The 19,347-nt window shown below is 69.7% G+C and carries 16 protein-coding genes; 9 read left to right on the forward strand and 7 right to left on the reverse strand.

What is annotated here, in order from left to right; translation table 11 throughout:
* Nucleotides 1-59: 59 nt before the first annotated feature.
* On the reverse strand, nucleotides 60-1,214 hold the full coding sequence (locus tag FGL91_RS01685) for an ROK family transcriptional regulator (protein WP_153242892.1): 1,155 nt from the start codon (nucleotides 1,212-1,214) through the stop codon (nucleotides 60-62).
* A 123-nt stretch (nucleotides 1,215-1,337) separates the two neighbouring features.
* On the opposite strand from FGL91_RS01685, the gene xylA reads away from it, so the two are divergent.
* The 3 genes from xylA (at nucleotide 1,338) to FGL91_RS01700 (ending at nucleotide 5,064) form a co-directional block, all read left to right on the forward strand.
* Nucleotides 1,338-2,528: a xylose isomerase gene (gene xylA, locus FGL91_RS01690; protein WP_131492297.1), complete on the forward strand. Its 1,191-nt coding sequence runs from the start codon at nucleotides 1,338-1,340 to the stop codon at nucleotides 2,526-2,528.
* A gap of 7 nt (nucleotides 2,529-2,535) precedes the next feature.
* Nucleotides 2,536-3,840, forward strand: coding sequence for a xylulokinase (gene xylB / locus FGL91_RS01695; protein WP_153242893.1), 1,305 nt, complete (start codon nucleotides 2,536-2,538; stop codon nucleotides 3,838-3,840).
* A gap of 231 nt (nucleotides 3,841-4,071) precedes the next feature.
* Nucleotides 4,072-5,064, forward strand: a complete 993-nt coding sequence (locus FGL91_RS01700; protein ID WP_153242894.1) for a DUF559 domain-containing protein — start codon at nucleotides 4,072-4,074, stop codon at nucleotides 5,062-5,064.
* Between the two features lie 41 nt (nucleotides 5,065-5,105).
* Here FGL91_RS01700 and FGL91_RS01705 read toward each other — a convergent pair whose 3' ends face one another.
* The 5 genes from FGL91_RS01705 to FGL91_RS01725 form a co-directional block, all read right to left on the reverse strand.
* A complete protein-coding gene (locus tag FGL91_RS01705; protein WP_153242895.1) occupies nucleotides 5,106-6,023 on the reverse strand; it encodes an aldose 1-epimerase family protein in 918 nt (305 codons plus the stop codon).
* Nucleotides 6,023-7,537 carry an L-arabinose isomerase gene (gene araA / locus FGL91_RS01710; protein WP_153242896.1) on the reverse strand — a complete coding sequence of 505 codons (1,515 nt, stop codon included), beginning with the start codon at nucleotides 7,535-7,537 and terminating at the stop codon, nucleotides 6,023-6,025. Before araA ends, FGL91_RS01705 begins: the two co-directional genes overlap by 1 nt.
* Nucleotides 7,538-7,569: 32 nt before the next feature.
* Nucleotides 7,570-9,153: a xylulokinase gene (locus tag FGL91_RS01715; RefSeq protein WP_131492293.1), complete on the reverse strand. Its 1,584-nt coding sequence runs from the start codon at nucleotides 9,151-9,153 to the stop codon at nucleotides 7,570-7,572.
* On the reverse strand, nucleotides 9,150-9,869 hold the full coding sequence (locus FGL91_RS01720) for an L-ribulose-5-phosphate 4-epimerase (protein WP_131492292.1): 720 nt from the start codon (nucleotides 9,867-9,869) through the stop codon (nucleotides 9,150-9,152). Before FGL91_RS01720 ends, FGL91_RS01715 begins: the two co-directional genes overlap by 4 nt.
* A 99-nt stretch (nucleotides 9,870-9,968) precedes the next feature.
* A complete protein-coding gene (locus tag FGL91_RS01725) occupies nucleotides 9,969-10,979 on the reverse strand; it encodes a LacI family DNA-binding transcriptional regulator (protein ID WP_153242897.1) in 1,011 nt (336 codons plus the stop codon).
* 57 nt (nucleotides 10,980-11,036) lie between these two features.
* Here FGL91_RS01725 and FGL91_RS01730 point away from each other — a divergent pair, with 57 nt between their 5' ends.
* Nucleotides 11,037-11,882: an NAD-dependent epimerase/dehydratase family protein gene (locus tag FGL91_RS01730; protein WP_153242898.1), complete on the forward strand. Its 846-nt coding sequence runs from the start codon at nucleotides 11,037-11,039 to the stop codon at nucleotides 11,880-11,882.
* A gap of 184 nt (nucleotides 11,883-12,066) precedes the next feature.
* Here the strand turns inward: FGL91_RS01730 and FGL91_RS01735 are convergent, their stop codons facing one another.
* Entirely contained in the window at nucleotides 12,067-13,326 is a 1,260-nt protein-coding gene (locus FGL91_RS01735) for an FAD-binding protein (RefSeq protein ID WP_153242899.1), read from the reverse strand.
* Between the two features lie 77 nt (nucleotides 13,327-13,403).
* Here FGL91_RS01735 and FGL91_RS01740 point away from each other — a divergent pair, with 77 nt between their 5' ends.
* From FGL91_RS01740 to FGL91_RS01760, 5 genes are all read left to right on the forward strand, one after another.
* Entirely contained in the window at nucleotides 13,404-14,450 is a 1,047-nt protein-coding gene (locus tag FGL91_RS01740) for a LacI family DNA-binding transcriptional regulator (protein WP_047524282.1), read from the forward strand.
* A gap of 95 nt (nucleotides 14,451-14,545) precedes the next feature.
* On the forward strand, nucleotides 14,546-15,883 hold the full coding sequence (locus FGL91_RS01745) for an extracellular solute-binding protein (protein ID WP_153242900.1): 1,338 nt from the start codon (nucleotides 14,546-14,548) through the stop codon (nucleotides 15,881-15,883).
* A complete protein-coding gene (locus FGL91_RS01750; protein WP_047524280.1) occupies nucleotides 15,880-16,827 on the forward strand; it encodes a carbohydrate ABC transporter permease in 948 nt (315 codons plus the stop codon). Before FGL91_RS01745 ends, FGL91_RS01750 begins: the two co-directional genes overlap by 4 nt.
* Nucleotides 16,827-17,753 (forward strand): carbohydrate ABC transporter permease, encoded by a 927-nt coding sequence (locus tag FGL91_RS01755; RefSeq protein WP_131492287.1) that lies wholly within the window; start codon nucleotides 16,827-16,829, stop codon nucleotides 17,751-17,753. Before FGL91_RS01750 ends, FGL91_RS01755 begins: the two co-directional genes overlap by 1 nt.
* Nucleotides 17,754-17,804: 51 nt before the next feature.
* Nucleotides 17,805-19,340, forward strand: coding sequence for an alpha-N-arabinofuranosidase (locus FGL91_RS01760; RefSeq protein WP_131492286.1), 1,536 nt, complete (start codon nucleotides 17,805-17,807; stop codon nucleotides 19,338-19,340).
* The last annotated feature ends 7 nt before the right edge of the window (nucleotides 19,341-19,347 follow it).

A 19,347-nucleotide genomic window follows, 5' to 3' on the forward strand; every position in this document is an offset into this window, starting at 1 on the left:
CACGTGACTCAGCGTAGTGTCCGACTCTCCGCGACTGCAGGGTGTTCTCGGAGGGGGTGTCAGATGACGCGGGCGGTCGTCCATGCGAGTTCGGCGGCACCCAGCAGCAGGCGGTCTGCCGCGAGGGAGGCGGGGAGGATGCGCAGTCCCTCTGCGTTCTCGGTCATCGCTCGAGCTGCCACGTCCGCGGCGAAGCCCTCCGCGTCGACGCTCTCGAGGAGGGCGAGGAATCCGCCGAGGACGACGACGGAGGGGTTCAGGATGTTGACGGCGTCGGCGATCGCCTGCGCGAGGAAGGCCCGCTGGCGAGAGCACTCGGCGCGGACGGCGTCCTCATCGGCAGCCGCGGCGAGCGCGCTGGCGAGCGTCGCCTCGTCCGCCACCGCGAGACCGAGCGCCGCCAGCAACCGCGCCCTGCTGACGACGTCTTCCAGGACCGCATCGGAGGAGACGTCGACGCGGTTCTGGCCGAACTCACCGGCGAATCCGCCCACACCGCCCACCGGCGCCCCGTGCACGATGATCCCCCCGCCGATGCCGGAGGGGCCGCCGTTGAGGTAGACGAGATCGTCCACGCCCTGGGCGGCGCCGAAGAGGTGCTCGGCGAGCGCACCGAGACTCGCATCGTTGCCCACCGCCACCGGGAGCCCGGTCGCCGCGGCGATGGATGCACGCAACGGCAGATCGGTCCATCCCAGGTGCGGCGCATTGCGCACGAGTCCGTCCGCGGCACGCACCAGACCGGGCACCGCCACCCCCACCGCGATCACGCGCATCCCTGCGAGCGCACCGCGTGTCCAGCGGTCGATCACTCCGGCGACGAGGGGCGCCACCTCGTCCGCACCGAGCAGTGAGGTCGACTCGATCCGTTCCCGCACCGCGATCGTGCGCGCGAGGTCGATCGCTGCGATCTCGACCGCGTCGACCTCGGGGTTCACGGCGATCACGACCGTCGTCGGAGCTGCGGCGACCACGGGCGACGGGCGCCCCACCCGGCCCACCGGTCCCGGCTCGCGCTCGACGACCCAGCCGTCACCGGCGAGTTCTGCGACGAGGTCCGCGATGGTCGAGCGGTTCAGTCCGGTCGCGGCGGTCAGCTGGGCGCGCGACTGCTCGCCGCCCAGATGGACGAGACGGAGCACACGGGCGAGGTTGCCGGCACGCACCCCGCCGTTCGCGTCCTTGGCGGCGGCGCCCTCCCCGGGTTCGGTCACGTGGTCCTCGCATTCCCGCTCGGTGTCTCAGTCTAGGAGGCTGGACATCCTGCTCTTCTCCGTATAAGTTGCTGTCAACAACATATACGCGCACGCCGCCGTGCGCCCGTGCGAAGGAGCATCATGAGCCTCACCCCGACCCGCGCCGACAAGTTCTCGTTCGGTCTCTGGACCGTCGGATACAACGGCTCCGACCCCTTCGGCGGTCCGACGCGTCCGGCCCTCGACGTCGTGCACGCCGTCGAGAAGCTGGCGGAACTCGGCGCCTACGGTCTCACCTTCCACGATGACGACCTGTTCGCCTTCGGGTCGACGGATGCCGAGCGCCAGACGCAGATCGACCGCCTCAAGGGTGCGCTCGCCGACACGGGTCTCGTCGTGCCGATGGTCACCACGAACCTGTTCAGCGCCCCGGTCTTCAAGGACGGCGGCTTCACCTCGAACGACCGCCAGGTGCGCCGCTTCGCGCTGCGCAAGGTGTTCCGTCAGCTCGACCTGGGCGCAGAGCTCGGTGCGCGCACGTTCGTCATGTGGGGTGGTCGCGAGGGCGCGGAGTACGACTCGGCGAAAGACGTGCGTGCCGCGCTGGAGCGCTACCGGGAGGCCGTCAACCTGCTCGGCGACTACGTGACCGACAAGGGCTACGACATCCGGTTCGCGATCGAGCCGAAGCCGAACGAGCCGCGCGGCGACATCCTGCTCCCCACCCTCGGCCACGCGATCGCGTTCATCGACTCCCTGGAGCGCCCCGAGCTCGTCGGCGTCAACCCCGAGGTCGGACACGAGCAGATGGCGGGTCTCAACTTCACGGCCGGCATCGCCCAGGCTCTGTACCACGGCAAGCTCTTCCACATCGACCTCAACGGCCAGCGCGGCATCAAGTACGACCAGGACCTCGTGTTCGGCCACGGCGACCTGCACAACGCCTTCTCCCTGGTGGACCTGCTCGAGAACGGCGGCCCGAACGGCGTGCCCGCCTACGAGGGCCCCCGTCACTTCGACTACAAGCCCTCTCGCACGGAGGACGAGACGGGGGTCTGGGACTCGGCTGCCGCCAACATGCGGACCTACCTGCTGCTGAAGGAGCGTGCTGCGGCCTTCCGCGCCGACCCCGAGGTGCAGGAGGCGCTGGCCGCCGCGAAGGTCGCCGAACTCTCGACGCCGACGCTCGACGAGGGCGAGTCCTACGACGCCTTCCTGGCCGACCGCAGCGCCTACGAGGAGTTCGATGCCGACGCCTACCTCGGCGGCAAGGGCTTCGGGTTCGTCCGCCTCCAGCAGCTCGCGACCGAGCACCTGCTGGGCGCCCGGTGATCGGCTGATGGCGCTCGTCCTCGGCGTCGATTCGTCGACGCAGGCATGCAAGGTCGTCGTCGTCGACGCCGAGACGGGAGCGGTGGTGCGCAGCGGTCGCGCCCCTCATCCCGACGGCACCTCGGTCGATCCTGAAGCGTGGTGGTCCGCACTGACCGCCGCGATCGAGGCTGCCGGGGGTCTCGATGACATCACGGCGTGGGCCATCGGCGGGCAACAGCATGGGATGGTGGCGCTCGACGCCTCGGGCGCCGTCATCCGCGATGCGCTGCTCTGGAACGACACGCGCTCCGCGGAGGCAGCGGCCGACCTCGTCGCCGAGTTCGGTGCGCAGGAGCTGGCCGAGCGCACGAACGTGGTGCCGGTGGCGTCGTTCACGATCTCGAAGCTGCGCTGGCTGCGCGACCACGAACCCGAGAACGCGGCTCGTGTGGCGGCGGTCGCCCTCCCCCACGACTGGCTGACGTGGCGACTCCGCGGCTACGGACCGGCAGGGGCCGAAAGCGCGCCCCTCGGACCCGCGTTGGATCAGCTCGTGACCGACCGCTCCGATGCGTCCGGCACCGGATACTGGAGCCCCACGACCGGACGCTACGATCGCGAGCTGCTGATCGCAGCCCTCGGACACGACGTCGTGCTGCCGCGCGTGCTCGGTGCGGACGAATCCGTGGAGGATGCGAGCGGCCGCCGGGTCGGGCCGGGGGCAGGCGACAACGCGGCGGCCGCACTCGGACTCGGCGCGGGCCCCGGCGACGTCGTGGTCTCGATCGGCACCAGCGGCACGGTCTTCGCGGTGAGCGCGGAGCCCTCCGCCGACCCGTCCGGCATCATCTCGGGGTTCGCGTCGGCCGACGGCCACTTCCTCCCCCTGGTCTGCACGCTCAATGCGGCGCGGGTGCTCGACGTGACGGCGGCCCTGCTCGGAGTCGACCATGACGAGCTCAGCAGGTTGGCTCTGTCGGCGTCGGCCGGAGCGGCAGGGCTCTCGCTCGTCCCCTACTTCGAGGGTGAGCGCACCCCGAACCTGCCCGATGCCACGGCGACCCTCAGCGGTATGACCCTCGCCTCGACCACGCGCGAGAACCTGGCGCGCGCCGCGGTGGAGGGCATGCTGTCGGGGCTCCGCGCAGGACTCGACGCCCTGCGGGAGGCGGGAGTGCCGCTGCGGCGAGGGCTGCTGATCGGCGGCGGGGCGCAGTCGGAGGCCGTGCGGGAGATCGCACCGCAGGTGTTCGGCATCCCCGTCGAGGTGCCCGCCGCGGGCGAGTACGTCGCCCTGGGCGCTGCCCGTCAGGCTGCCGCGCTGCTCTGACCCGCCCCTCCACGTCCCCGCCCCGTCCTCCACAGCCGGTTCCGCATCCCGTCCTCCACAGCCGATCCGCATCCCGTCCTCCACAGCCGGTTTTGTCGGCGCACGCACCCCACGTTCCGGTCGCGATCTGGCAGCCAATTCGCCTCCCAGAGCTGACATATCGCGACCGGAGGAGGAGCAACCCTGGGGAGAGCCGTCCACGCGGCACGCGTCCGGTGCCAGCGTCGAGGGATGGGACGCACACGAGACCCCCTTCCTCCGAACCTCGGCGACAGTTTCAGTCTGCGAGCCGCATATCGCGCGGGGGTCGGACGAGGCCGACTCAGCGCCGACGATCTGGAGCGCCCGTTCCCGGCCGTACGGCGGCGACTCCCTCCAGACCGCTCAGAACAGCCGGACCCGTACCGACGCCAACGGGATGCGCGTGTCACCGCCGCCCGGGCCTACGCCCACCGCATGCACGAGCGGCAGCACATCAGCCATGAATCGGCGGCTGCGCTCTGGGGTGCTCCCTTGCCCCTGACCCGCACCCTGGAGGGGGCTATCGCGGAGGCGGACGCGCTCGGCGTGCATGTCACCACGATCGGCACGGGCCCACTATCCCGGGTCCGCGGCGTGGTCAGGCATCGCGGGAAGGAGGATCGCACGGCCACGACGCACCTCGAGGGCATCCGTCTCTCGGATCCCGCGACCACCTGGGCCGCTCTCGGCCGACTGCCCATCTTCGATCTCGTCGCACTCGGCGACTACTTCTGCCGCGCCTGGCGCTCCGGTCATGGTCGCCCTACACCGGGGCGGGCACCGCTAACGACGATCGCTGAGCTCGAAGCTGCCCTGAGCACAGGGCGCCGCGTCGGAATCCGCAACCTGAGGGAAGCGCTCCCGCTGATCCGCGAGGACTCCTGGTCGCCGCGTGAGAGTCGGGTGCGCTGCCTCCTGGTCCAGGCCGGACTGCCGGAGCCCGAGCTCAACGTCGACATCGTCGAGGATGGTGTCTTCCTGGCCTGCGGTGACCTCGTCTACCGCCGACACCGGGTGCTCATCGAGTACCACGGCATGATGCACGGCGCGCAGTGGGCGGCGGACGTCGAGCGTGCCGCGGCGCTGCGTGCGGCGGGGTGGACGGTGATCGAGGTGACGGCGCCTCTGCTCGCTCAGCCCGAGGTGCTCGTGCGCCGCGTACGTGCCGCCCTTCGCTCCGGTCGCGGAATGGCACCGAATTGAGCCGGGAGCCATGCATTTTCGCGACCGGAGGCCGCCCGGTTCTAGATCCCGAAGATCCGCCACGAGGCGGCGTGCGCCTCGCCCGGCGCCAGGGTCACCAGGTCGACGCCGGAGTTGAAGGCATCGGGAGGACACGTCATCGGTTCGACCGCGAGTCCGATGCGATGGGTCGACGCAACGGCGGGGGTGTCGGCGGTATGCACCTGCACCCACGGGCACCGCCGGTCCCACGCGATCCCGACGCCCTCCCCCGCAGCTGTCACGACGCGGACCTCCGCGATCTCGTCGGCACGAGCGAGCGAGGTGAACGCGTGGTCGATGAACACACCGCCGATCCGCCTCCCCTCGCGGAAGTCCCATTCCGGGTGCTCCCTCACGGACTCCACGGTGACCGGGCTCAGCCGCTCCGGGGTAACCGTCAGCACCTCGGATGCCGGAAGGGTGAGCGTCCAGTCGTCCACGCGTCCGGGCCCGGCCACGAGGTAAGGATGCGGTCCGGTACCCCACGGCGCCGTATCCGCACCGAGGTTGCGCGCCGTGACGGTCTGGTGCAGTCCATCGGCATCGAGGCGATAGTCGACCTCGACCTCGATGCGGAACGGGTAGCCGGCCTGAGGCTCGATCACAGCGGCCAGTGAGACGCGATCCTCGCTTACGAGGCGATCTTCGAACTCCACCCAGACGAGGAGTCCATGGAGGGCTTGGCCGCGCTCCGGTTCGGTCAGTGCCAGCTGGTGCTCGGCACCGGCGAACCGGTAGCGTCCGTCGACGATGCGGTTGGGCCAGGGAGCGAGTGTCGCCCCACGATAGGCCGGGCGCACCTCATCCGCATCGAAGGGGACCACCAGGTCGCGCCCGTCGAACGTCAGCGTCCGGAGAGTAGCGCCGACGCTCGCGATCTCCGCCGCATAGCCGTGGCCGGTGAGACGCCGCTGTCGACCGGAGCGAGGCGCCACCATCAGAGCCCCTGCGCCAGGCGGTAGTACGCCTGATTCCAGCGCACCTGCTTCTGGAACTCCGGCAGCGTCGTGCTGTCGTCGATCACCAGCAGCTCGACCTCTGCCATCTCGGCGAAGTCGCGGAACGCCTCGATGCCGACCGCGGTCGACATGACGGTGTGGTGTGCGGCCCCCGCCGTCAGCCACGCGGCGGCACTCGTGGTGAAGTCCGGTTGCGGCTTCCAGACAGCACGCCCGACCGGGAGCTTGGGCAGCGCGGCGCGCGGTGGCACGTTCTCGACCACGTTCGCGGTGAGACGGAAACGGTCGCGCATGTCGCTGAGGGCGACGACGACCGCGGGCCCCGGGTCCGCCGTGAAGACGAGTCGCACCGGGTCGTCCTTGCCGCCGATGCCGAGCGGATGGATCTCGAGCGTGGGCTTCGCGGTGGTCAGCGACGGCGAGACCTCGAGCATGTGGGCGCCGAGGATCAGCTCGTCGCCGGGCGTCATGTCGTAGGTGTAGTCCTCCATCAGGCTCGCGCCACCGGGGAGACCGGAGCCCATGACGTTGGCGATGCGCACGAGCACCGCGGTCTTCCAGTCTCCCTCGGCGCCGAAGCCATAGCCCTCCGCCATCAGTCTCTGCACTGCGAGACCCGGCAGCTGCGTCAGGGCGCCCAGATCTTCGAACGAGGTCGTGAAGGCGCTGAAGCCGCCCTCCTCCAAGAAGGACCGGAGCCCGAGCTCGATCGCGGCACCGTCGCGCAGCGAGGAGTGCCGGTCGCCGCCGCGGCGGAGCTCGGGGGCGACCTCGTACAGTTCCTCGTACTCGGCGACCAGCGCGTCGATCTCACCGTCGGATGCTGCCGCGACGGCATCCGCTAGCTCGTTCACACCCCAGGTGTTGACCTGCACGCCGAAGCGCAGTTCCGCCTCGGTCTTGTCACCCTCGGTCACGGCGACGAATCGCATGTTGTCCCCGAAACGGGCGAGCTTCAGATCGCGGGATGCCGCCAGCCGGGCGGCCGCACGCTGCCAGGTGCCGAGCTCCCGGCGCACACGCGGGTCGGAAGCATGCCCCACGATGGTCTTGCGCGGCACGCCCAGGCGCGTCTGGATGTATCCGAACTCACGGTCGCCGTGCGCGGCCTGGTTCAGGTTCATGAAGTCGAAGTCGATGTCGGCCCAGGGCAGCTCGACGTTCGCCTGCGTGTGCAGATGGGCGAGGGGCTTGCGCAGGGCGTCGAGGCCGGCGATCCACATCTTCGCAGGGCTGAAGGTATGCATCCAGGCGACGAGACCGATCACCCGATCATCGGCGTTGGCTTCGAGCGCCGTCCGCTTGATGGCCGCCGCATCCGTGAGCACCGGCTTCCAGACGATGCGCACCGGGATCTCGGCGGACTCATCCAGCAGCCGGGCGATCTCCTGGGACTGCGCCGCGACCTGCGCGAGCGTCTCGGGGCCGTAGAGGTGCTGACTGCCGGTGAGGAACCAGACTTCGTAGCCGTCGAGCGAGGTGGTGAGAGCCATGGGGCGTGCCTTTCGAGTGAAGCGCAGATGCGTCAGAGGGATGCGACGGCCGCAGCCTCGACGGCCAGACCCGCGCGGTAGCGATCGAGGTAGGACGAGAAGCCGGCGACGTCCGCCGGATCAGGGTCGACGACAGCGACGGATGCCGAGGCGAAGACCCGCTGGTCGAGGTAGTCCCCCAGCGTGAACTCGTCGGCCGCGGCGAGGTAGGAAGCGAGCACCGCGATGCCCCATGCCCCGCCTTCCGAGGCGAGGTCGCCGACCGCGACCGGAGCCGCGAGCGCCCCGGCGAGGAACCGCTGGGCGACCCCGGCGGTGCGGAACATGCCTCCGTGGGCGAGCATCCTGTCCAGCTCCACGCCCTCCGCGGTGAGAACCTGCATACCGAGGGCGAGGGTGCCGAACACGCCGTACACCTGCGCACGCACGAAGTTGGCGAGGTGGAAGTCGCTGTCGGGCGTGCGGACGAACAGCGGTCGCCCGGCGGCGAGCCCGGCGATCGGCTCTCCGGCCAGGTGGTTGTAGGCGAGCAGCCCGCCGGCGTCAGCTTCTCCTACCAGTGCCTCACGGAACAGCACGTCGAACACGGCGTCCTCGTCGAGAGGCTGCCCCGCCGCTGCGGCGAAGCGTCCGAACAGGCCCGCCCACGCGGCGAGCTCACTGGCCCCGTTGTTGCAGTGCACCATCGCCACGGCGTCTCCCGCCGGGGTGGTGACGAGGTCGAGTTCGTCGTGCTGCTCCGCCAGCGGCCGCTCCAGCACGACCATCGCGAAGATGCTCGTGCCGGCACTCACGTTTCCGGTGCGCGGAGCCACGGCGTTCGTCGCCACCATCCCGGTTCCGGCGTCCCCCTCGGGCGGGCAGAGGGGGATGCCCGGCCGCAGCGCTCCGGTGGGGTCGAGGAGGGCGGCACCGTCGTCGGTGAGCGTCCCTGCCGCCGCCCCCGCCACCCGCACCGCCGGGAGCAGCGCGGTCAGCGGGGTGGGAAGCCGATCGCCCGCGAGCTCGGTGTAGGACCGCAGCATCCCCGCGTCGTAGTCGGCCGTGGCCGCGTCGATCGGGAACATGCCCGAGGCGTCGCCCACCCCCAGGACCCGCTCGCCGGTCAGTGCGTGATGCACGTACCCCGCGAGCGTCGTGACGAAGTCGAGGCGGGGCAGGTGCGGTTCCGCATCGATCACGGCCTGATGCAGGTGCGCGATCGACCAGCGCAGCGGGATGTTCACCCCGAGAGCCGCGCGGAGCTCGGCGGCGGCGGGCCCCGTGTTCGTGTTGCGCCAGGTGCGGAACGGGACGAGCAGCCCACCGTCGGCGTCGAGGGCGAGGTAGCCGTGCATCATCGCCGAGATGCCGATCGCCCCGAACGTCTCAGGGCGGATGCCGTGCCGCCGCTCGACGTCGTCCACGAGCCCGGCATATGCGGCTCGCAGCCCGGTCCAGACGTCGTCGAGCGCGTAGGTCCACAGGCCGTCTTCGAGGCGGTTCTCCCAGGAGAAGGTTCCGGTGGCGAGCACCTCGGCCGGGTCCGAGCCGACCAGGCAGGCTTTGATCCGCGTCGACCCCAGTTCGATGCCGAGACTCGTGCGGCCGGCGGCGATGTCGTCGCGCGCGCTCATCGCCGGGAGTCCGTGCTCTGGCCGTAGACGTGCTGGTAACGCTCGTAGAGGCTGTCGATCGCTGCCTGCGGAATCGGGATCAGGGGCCCCGCCTCCCGGGCGAGATGCACGGTGCGAGCGACATCTTCCACCATGACCGCCGCCTTCACCGCATCCTTCGCGTCGGCGCCGATGGTGAACGGCCCATGGTTCTGCATGAGCACCGCCCGCGAACGATGGCCGCTGAGGGTCTCGACGATGCCACGACCGATCGAGTCGTCGCCGATGATCGCGAACGGCCCGAGCGGCACCGGACCGCCGAACTCATCGGCCATGGCGGTGATGACGCAGGGGATCTCCTCGCCGCGCGCCGCCCAGGCGACCGCATAGGGCGAGTGCGTGTGCACGACTCCGCCGACCTCCGGCATGTGCCGATAGACGTAGGCGTGCGCGGCGGTGTCGCTCGAGGGTGAGCGTTCACTGCCCTCGGTGCCGGCGATCACGTTCCCGTCGAGATCGCACAGGATCATGTTCTCGGGCGCGAGGTCGTCATAGCTCACCCCGGACGGCTTGATCACGAAGAGATCGGCACCGGGGACACGCCCGGAGACGTTGCCTCCGGTCCAGACGACCAGCCCGTAACGGACCAGTTCGCCGTGCAGGCGGGACACATCCGCGCGGACGGTGGCGATCGCCCTCTCGATGTCGGGGGCGAAGGTGGGGGCGTCGTCGCTCACGGCTACCTCGATCGTCGTGACCGGTCACTGTGACCGGTCACGGAAGTCTGTCACGGCTGCTCGGCACCCGTCAACCCGCCGCCCCGGCGAGCGCAGCTCTCAGCGCGGAGGAGCGATGGAGGCGCGCGAGACCAGCACCGGCGCCACGGCGGCGAGATCGGAGGGGGCCGCGGCTCCGTCCCCGATCACCGCAGCGACAGCCCTCCGGGCCAACTCGTCGAAGTCCTGGCGCACGGTCGTGAGAGCGGGCCAGTAGTAGGCGGCGTCAGGAGTGTCGTCGAACCCGACGACACTCACGTCATCCGGGACGTCGAGCCCCGCCTCGTGCAAGGCGCTCAGCAACCCCAGCGCCATCTGGTCGTTCGCGGCGAACACCGCGGTCACGCCGGACCGTCGCACCGCTTCGACCGCGGCGTGCCCCGACCCGGCCGACCAGTCCCCCGCGATCACGGGGCCGGGCGTCAGGCCACGGGCGGCGAGCTCCGCGGCGAATCCGTCGGCGCGCGACTCCGCCTCCAGCCAGTCGGTCGGCCCGGCGAGGTGCGCGATCCGCGTGTGCCCGGCGTCCGCGAGCGCGGCCACCGCCAGCCGCGCACCCGCGACCTGATCCACCGACAGCCCCGTCTCACCGAGCCCGGCCGAGTGCAGGGTCACGACGGGCACCCCGATCCGGAGCGCGGCGAGCGCCTCGAGTGTCTGCGCGTGCGGGGCGACGACGACGATCCCCTCCACACCCTGCACGACGAGGTGATCGACCGCGGCGACCACGGCCTCCGCATCCGCCGCGTCGGCGAACGCGGCACTCACCCAGTAGCCGGCCTCCCGCGCCGACGCCTCGAGCGCGGCAAGACTCCGCGACGGACCGTACTGCAAGGCGTCCGACGCCAACACCCCGAGAGTCCGGGACCGTCGGGTGCCCAGCGCCCGGGCGGCGTTGTTCATGCGGTACCCGAGCTCCGCCATGGCCGCGCGCACGCGCTCCTGCGTCTCGGGAGCGACGTCAGGGTGGTCATTCAAGACGCGCGACACGGTCTGACGAGACACCCCGGCCCGGGCGGCGACGTCACGGACGCCGATGGATCGGCCGCGGCCGTTGCTCGTGTCACTCACGCCGACGAGTGTACGGCGTGGGCGTCCGCCACTCCGTCGGCATGGCACCCTGGTGACATGCGCATCGCTCTCACCGGTTCAACGGGCAAGCTCGGACGCGTCGTGGCACGGGAACTCCGTGCGAGCGGCCACGAGGTCATCGGCATGGACGTGGTGGGGGCCCGAGAGCCGGACTTCGTACAGGTCGATCTGACGGACTACGGCCAGGTCGTCGACGCCTTCGCGGGAGTGAACGACACGCACGACGGCATCGACGCGGTGGTGCACCTCGGAGCGATCCCGGCCCCCGGCATCCGCACCGACGTCGCCACGTTCCACAACAACATGCCGGCGACGTTCAACGTGTTCTGGGCCGCCGTGCGGCTCGGGATCCGTCGCATCGTCTACGCCTCGAGCGAGACGGTCCTGGGGCTGCCGTTCGATGCGCCGCCTCCCTACGTGCCGGTCGACGAGGAGTATCCGCCGCGTCCGGAATCCGTGTACTCGCTCGTGAAGACGCTCGAGGAGCAGCTGGCGACCGAGCTGGTGCGGTGGCAGCCGGAGCTGTCGATCACGGCCCTGCGGTTCTCCAACGTGATGGTGCCGGAGGACTACGCGGAGTTCCCCGACTTCGACACCGACGCGCTGCGCCGCAAGTGGAACCTGTGGGGCTACATCGATGCCCGCGACGGGGCCCAGGCGATCGAGCGGGCGCTCGAGAACGCGCCGGTGGGCTTCGATCGGTTCATCATCGCGGCGGCCGACACCGTGATGTCGCGGCCCAACGCCGAGCTGCTCGCCGAGGTCTTCCCCGACGTGCCCGTCACCCGCGCGGTGGCTCCGAACGAGACCCTGCTGTCGATCGACAAGGCCCGCCGCGTCCTGGGCTACGCCCCGCAGCACTCCTGGCGCGACCACGTGTGAGCCCCCGGTCGTCCGGCCGACGCCTGTGCTCCGCCCGACGCCTGTGCTCCGATCGACGCCCGGTGCTGCGGTCGCGATATGGCAGCGAGAAACGCTGTTTCGGCTGCCATATCGCGACCGGAAGCCACGGGGACCGTGCGGGGACCGGACGGACCGGAGCGCGCAGGGGCGGGACGCGAGCGGACTAGAGGCCGAGCCGCTCCAGGTAGGGGTTCACCAGGCGGCGGTCCGGGTCGTAGCGGGCGGCGAGTGCGGCGAAGTCGTCTCCGCGCGTGTATCGCGAGCGCGTCTCGGCGCCGTCGAGGGTGAACACCTTGCCCCAGTGCGGACGTGCCGTTGCGGGAAGCGCTGCCTCGATCGTCGGCAGCAGAGCGCGCACGGCCTCCTCATCCGGCTTCCAGGTGAAGTGGAGACCGACCGCATCCGTCCCGTACGACGGGCTGAGCCACAGACTGTCTGCGCGCACGGTGCGTATCTCGTTCACCAGCAGCAGGGGCGCGATCTGCCCCGCGAGGGTCCGCACGGCCTGGATCGCGGCCACCGCATCCTCACGCGGCACGAGGTACTCGCTCTGGATCTCGGCGCCGGCCGAGGGGGTGAAGTCGAGGCGGAAATGCGGCAGCCGCTCGAACCACGGCCCGGCGACCCCGAGCTGTTCGGTGCAGGCGATGGGGTCGACGCCCAGGATGGGATGCCGCTTGCTCACGGCAGCGACGGCTCCGAGCCGTTCGAACAGGGACACCCGGGCGGCCTCGCGCGCTTCGGGCAGACGCTGCTTGACCCAGATCTGGTCGATCACATCGGTGCGCTCCCACGTCGAGAACAGGCTCACACTGGTGCCGATCGAGGTGACCTCGTCGAAGTCGGCGAGCACCGCGTCCCAGTCCGGATGCTCGAAGACGTGCTGAGCGATCTCGTATGTCGGCTCGACGTCGAGCGTCACATCGAGGACCGCACCGAGAGCCCCGAGGCTCACGACCGCGCCGTCGAAGTCGGCGTCCCCCCGCTCCAGCCTGCGGGTCTCGCCGGAGGGCGTGAGGATCGTGAGGCCTCGGACCGCGCTCGCGAGCGAACCGATGGCGTCGCCGGAACCGTGCGTGCCAGTGGCCACCGCTCCGGCGACGGAGATGTGCGGGAGTGAGGCCAGATTGGCGAGCGCGAGTCCCTCCGCGTCGAGCAGGGGCGCGATGTCGCCGTAGCGCGCGGCACCGGAGACCCGCACGGCCGTCCGGTCGGCGTTCACCTCGAACACCGAGGGCAGACGGTCGAGCGCGAGGAGCACGCCTTCGGTGTCGGCGATGTCGTTGAAGCAGTGCCGTGAGCCGAGCACGCGCACCGGCCCGCCCTGCGCGAGCAGGGCGTCGAGTTCGTCGACCGACTCGGGGTGCGCGACCGCCGAGGCCCGGTACGTCAGGTTGCCTGCCCAGTTGCGCTCGCTGCTCATTGCGCCATGATAGCCACCCGCCGATCGACTACATCGATGTACTCCGCATCCGCCGGGCTCGGCGCTAGGCTGACCGGATGACAGCGCTGCCGCCGCCCCGCGCCACCATGAAGGACGTCGCAGCCCTCGCCGGGGTCTCCCCCAAGACGGTGTCGAACGTCGTGACCGGCACGGTTCCCGTCAATGAGAGCACTCGGGCCAAGGTCGAGTCCGCGATGGCGCAGCTGGACTTCGTTCCCAACCTCAGCGCGCGGGGACTGCGCAAGGGGCGCTCCGGGATCATCGCCGTCGCCCTCCCCGATCTCGCGACCGCATTCTCGGCAGAGCTCGTGCATCGCATCGTCGAGGCTGCGCACGGCAAAGGCCTCGCCGTGCAGATCGAGGAGACGGCATCAGAGCCCGAGCGTGAGAAGGAGTTGGTCTCCCGCGCCCGCGCGCACCTGGTCGACGGCCTCATCCTCAACCCCATCCGCCTCGAGGACAGCGTGCTGAAGTACGCCGACCGCCTTCCGCCGCTGGTGGTGATCGGCGAGGTGGAGCAGAACCGTGCCGACCATGTGCGCATCGACAGCCGACAGGCTGCCGCCGACGCGACGCGGCATGTGCTGGCCCGCGGCGCGACACGGGTCGCGGTGGTCGGCGCCGACGACGATCCGTCGATCGCGACGGCCACGAGCCGGCTGCGCCTCGAGGGCGTGCACGATGCGCTCCGCGAAGCGGGCATCGCCCGGGATACTGCCCTCGAGATCAATCGTCTGCCCTGGTCGATGGCCGGTGGCGCGGAGGCGGTGCGTGTCCTGCTTGATCGCCGCGTGCCCTTCGACGCGATCGTGGCATTCACGGATTCGCTCGCGCTCGGGGCTCTGCATACCCTGCACGACAACGGCATCCGAGTGCCGCACGACGTCATCGTGACCGGCTTCGACGATGTCGAGTTCTCGCGGTTCACCTCCCCGGCACTGACCTCGATAGCGTTCGATCGACAGGCGTTCGCGATCGCGGCACTCGGCCTTCTGGAGTCCCGCATGGACGACCGCACGGCTCCGCCGCGGGCACTCACCCTCTCGCACCACCTCCTGGAACGCGCGAGCACGGAGGGCCGCCCGGCCGGCTACCGCCCCTGACCTCCGCCGGCATCGGAGCGCGATCGATGCTTGCACATCCGATTACATCGATGTAATGATGAGTCGTCCACCCGCCCTGTCACGAAGGAGTGACGATGACGCCCCCGCTCGATCTGTCCAGAAGGCAGTTCCTCGCTGCCACCTCCCTCGCCGCCGGCGCGGCCCTGCTCAGCGGGTGCGCTCCCGGTGCGGCATCCGCCACCGGCCCGCAGACCCTGCAGTTCTGGCACCTGCTCAGCGGAGGCGACGGTGTCACCATGTCGCAGCTGTTGGATGAGGTGAACGGTGCACAGAGCGCCTTCCGCATCCGCCCGACCGTGCTCGCGTGGGGCACTCCGTACTACACGAAACTCGCGATGGCGGGTGCCGGTGGTCGCGCCCCCGATGTCGCCATCATGCATGCGACCCGCACCGTCGGCTGGGCCCCGGGTGGTCTCCTCGACCCCTGGGACCTCGACCGCCTCGCCGAGCTCGGCGTCGACAGCTCGACCTTCCCCGCTCCGATCTGGGAGAAGGGCTTCGTGGGCAGGGACATGTACAGCGTCGCCCTCGACGCCCACCCCTTCGTGATGATGTTCAACACCGACATCTGTGATGCCGCAGGCGTCCTGGACAGCGACGGGGCATTGGCAGAGACGTCTTCTCCCGAGGAGTTCCTCGACCAGTTGCGCGCAATCGGGGGCTCTGCCGAGGGGCATGCGCTGTCCTACGGCTACCTCGGCGACGGCGCCCAGATGTGGCGCCTGTTCTACACCTTCTACTCGCAGCACGGCGCGGCCATGGAACTCCCTCCGGGCGGGCCCGCGACGATCGACAAAGACGTCGCCGTCGAATCACTGTCTCTGATGCGCACCCTGCTCGACGGGGAGATCGCCCTGGCACAGGCCGACTACGGCAGCGCCATCGCCGAGTTCGCCACCGGCAAGAGCGGCATGCTGTTCACCGGGGTCTGGGAACTCCGCACCATGCAGGCCGCCGGGATCCCGTTCGACGCGACGATGATCCCCACGCTGTTCGGCACACCGGCGGTCTACGCCGACTCCCACTCGTTCGTGCTCCCGCATCAGTCCCACGCCGATCCGGTCCGACGCGATCTCACCTACGAGTTCGTGGCCGACATGCTCAAGAACTCCTTCGGGTGGGCCGAGGCCGGGCACATCCCCGCATTCCTCCCCGTGACCGAATCCCCGGAGTACGCGGACCTGATCCCCCAGGCGAACTACGCCGACGCGGCCCAGCACGTCGTGTACGACCCGACCGCATGGTTCACCGGGTCCGGTTCGAACTTCCAGTCCGAGTTCGGCGCGGCCGTCCAGGGTGTACTGCTCTCGGGCGACGACCCGGCGACCGCGATCGACCGCTTCGAGGCGCGGGTCAACACCCTGCTCCGACAGCCGAACCCGGCAGACCCCGAGGGGACGTTCGAATCATGACCGCGCTCACCGATTCCACGCGCACCATCGTCACCGGGTCCCGCACCACCCCGCGGGGTCGCCGCGCCGGCTCGCGCAACCGCGAGCAGCTCATCAGCTGGGCCTTCCTCGCGCCGTTCCTCGTGGCCTTCGTCCTGTTCCTCGTCTGGCCCATCATCCACGGCATCATCCTCAGCTTCACCGACCAATCCCTCACCGGGGCCGGCGGCGCGTTCATCGGCTTCGCCAACTACGCGGAGGCGTTCGGCGACCCGAAGATGTGGCAGTCGATGGGCAACACCGTCTGGTTCACGCTGCTCTCCACGGTGCCTCTCGTCGTGGTCGCCCTCGCGATGGCGGCTCTCGTCGACCGCGGCATCCCGGGACAATGGCTGTGGCGCCTCTCGTTCTTCATGCCGTTCCTGCTCGCCTCGACCGTGATCTCGCAGATCTGGGTCTGGATCTTCAACCCCCAGGTGGGCGCGGCCAACAACATCCTCGAGTTCTTCGGTCTCGAACCGCTCGCCTGGCTGCAGAATCCCGACACGAACATGCTGTCGATCGTGATCGCCACCGTGTGGTGGACGGTGGGCTTCAACTTCCTGCTGTACCTCGCCGCGATGCAGAACATCCCGCCGCAGCAGTACGAGGCCGCTTCCCTCGACGGCGCCGGTGCCTGGCGACAGTTCTGGTCGATCACACTCCCCCAGCTCGGCCCGGCGACCGTCCTCATCCTGATCCTGCAGATCCTCGCCTCGCTCAAGCTGTTCGACCAGGCGTATCAGATGCTCGGCGGGGTCGCGAGCGACACCACCCGCTCCATCGTGCAGTACATCTACGAGGCCGGTTTCGTCAGCTACCGGTTCGGCTACTCGGCCGCCATCTCCTATGTGTTCTTCGCCCTCATCGTCATCCTCGGCGTCGCGCAGGCCCTGATCACGCGCCGCCGGAAGGAGCAGCTCTGATGTCCACCGCCACCGCATCCCCCGTCGTCCCCACTGCCACCGAGACGATCACGACGGCATCGTCCCGTCGTCCTCGGCGGCCGCGTCTTCCCGGCCAGAACCCCTTCGGCCCACTCCGCATCGCCGCTTTCGTCGTGCTGCTGCTCCTCGCGGTCGGCTGGCTGCTGCCCTTCCTCTGGGCGGTCGCGACCGCGTTCAAGACCGAGACGGATGCCGCCTCCGGCGATCCGGGCTGGATCGGCGCCAGCGGACCCACGATCGAGGCGTTCACGGCGATCCTCTCGCAGGGCAACGTCTACGTGTGGGCTCTCAACAGCCTGCTCACGTCCGTCGCGATCACGGTGATCACGCTGGCCATCTCCGCACTCGCGGCCTATGCCTTCTCCCGCCTGGACTTCACCGGCCGCAGGTGGTTGTTCGTGGCGATCATCGCCTCCATCGTCGTCCCGCCCCAGGTGCTGATCATCCCGCTGTTCTACGAGATGCTCGCGTTCAACCTGGTCGACACCTACGCGGGGCTGATCCTGCCGCAGGTCGTGGCCCCCGCGATGGTATTCATCCTGAAGCGGTTCTTCGATGCCATCCCGATCGAGCTGGAAGATGCGGCACGGGTCGACGGCGCCGGACGGTTCCGGATCTTCTGGTCGATCGTGCTCCCCCTGTCCCGTCCGATCATGGCGTCGGTGGCGATCTTCGTGTTCATCAGCGCCTGGAACAACTTCCTCTGGCCGTTCCTGGTCATCAACGACACGACGCTCATGACGCTGCCGGTCGGCCTGCAGACCGTGATCAGCGCCTACGGCGTGCAGTACGCACAGGCCATGGCGCAAGCCGTGCTCGCGGCGCTGCCCCTGATCGTGGTCTTCATCATCTTCCAGAAGCAGATCGTCAAGGGAGTCGCGACCAGCGGCTTCGGCGGTCAGTGATCCCTGCCCTCCCGCACCACCCCACCCGCAGAGCCAGACCCGAGGAGAACAATGTCTCAGGCCCGCATCACCATCGACCGCGACTTCACGATCGCCGACGTCCCCCGGAGACTCTTCGGTTCGTTCGTCGAGCACATGGGTCGCTGCGTCTACACCGGCATCTACGAGCCCGGTCATCCTCAGGCCGATGAGCGCGGCTTCCGCCGCGACGTCCTGGCTCTGGTGAAGGAGATGGGACCGACCGTGGTCCGCTACCCCGGCGGCAACTTCGTGTCCGGATACCGCTGGGAAGACGGTGTCGGCCCCGCAGAGGACCGGCCGGTGCGTCTCGACGGCGCCTGGCACACCGTCGAGACGAACGCGTTCGGCCTGCACGAGTTCATGGCCTGGGCGAAAGAGGCCGACGTCGAGGTCATGGAGGCCGTGAACCTCGGCACCCGCGGTGTCGAGGAGGCCCGCGCCCTCGTCGAGTACGCGAACCACCCCGGCGGCACGTACTGGTCGGATCTGCGTCGCAGGAACGGGGCCGAGCAGCCGTTCGACATCAGGCTGTGGTGCCTCGGCAACGAGCTCGACGGCCCCTGGCAGATCGGAGGCAAGACCGCGGCCGAATACGGGCGGCTCGCGCAGGAGTCCGCCAAGGCGATGCGACTGGTCGATCCTTCCATCGAGCTCGTCGCGGTCGGGTCGTCCGGCCGCTCGATGCCGACGTTCGGCACCTGGGAGCACACGGTGCTCTCGCACGCCTACGACGAGGTCGACTTCGTCTCGATGCACGCCTACTACCAGGAGCACGACGGAGACGCCGAGTCGTTCCTCGCCGAATCCACCGACATGGACGCCTTCATCGAGGGCGTCATCGCGACGGTGGACGCGGTGAAGGCCGCGGGCAAGCACACGAAGCAGATCGACATCTCGTTCGACGAGTGGAACGTGTGGGATCAGGTGAAGTACAACGACGTCGAGGCGAAGGAGATCGAGAAGGCCGGGTGGAGGCAGCACCCTCGGCTGATCGAGGACACCTACAACGTGACGGATGCCGTCGTCGTCGGGACGCTGCTCAACAGCCTGCTGCGGCACGGCGACCGTGTGAAGATCGCCAACCAGGCGCAGCTCGTGAACGTGATCGCACCGATCCGATCTGAAGAGGGCGGAGCGGCCTGGCGCCAGACGAGCTTCTGGCCTTTCGAGCGCATGGCGCGTCTCGCGAAGGGCCGCATCCTCCGACTCGCCGTCTCGGCGGCGCAGATCGAGACGAAGCGCTACGGCGGCGTCGACGCGGTGGACGCCGCCGCCACATGGGACGAGGCGACCGGTCGGGTGGCCGTGTTCGTCGCGAACCGCTCGCTGGACGAATCCAGCGACCTGACGATCGACCTGCACGGGCTCGGCGACCTGCGCGTGGTGGAGGCCGAGACCCTCACGATCCCCGAGGGCGGCGACCGCCACACGTCGAACCTCGAGACGGCTCCCGACAGCGTCCACATGGTGCCGCTGGGTGCGGTCGAGGTCGTGGACGGTGCGGTGCGCGCGACCCTGCCCCCGCTGTCCTGGTCGGTCATCCAGCTCGAGGTCGCTCGCGCCTGACCCCGGC

It is taken from the genome of Microbacterium sp. CBA3102, assembly GCF_007954505.1.
GTDB lineage: Bacteria > Actinomycetota > Actinomycetes > Actinomycetales > Microbacteriaceae > Microbacterium > Microbacterium aurugineum.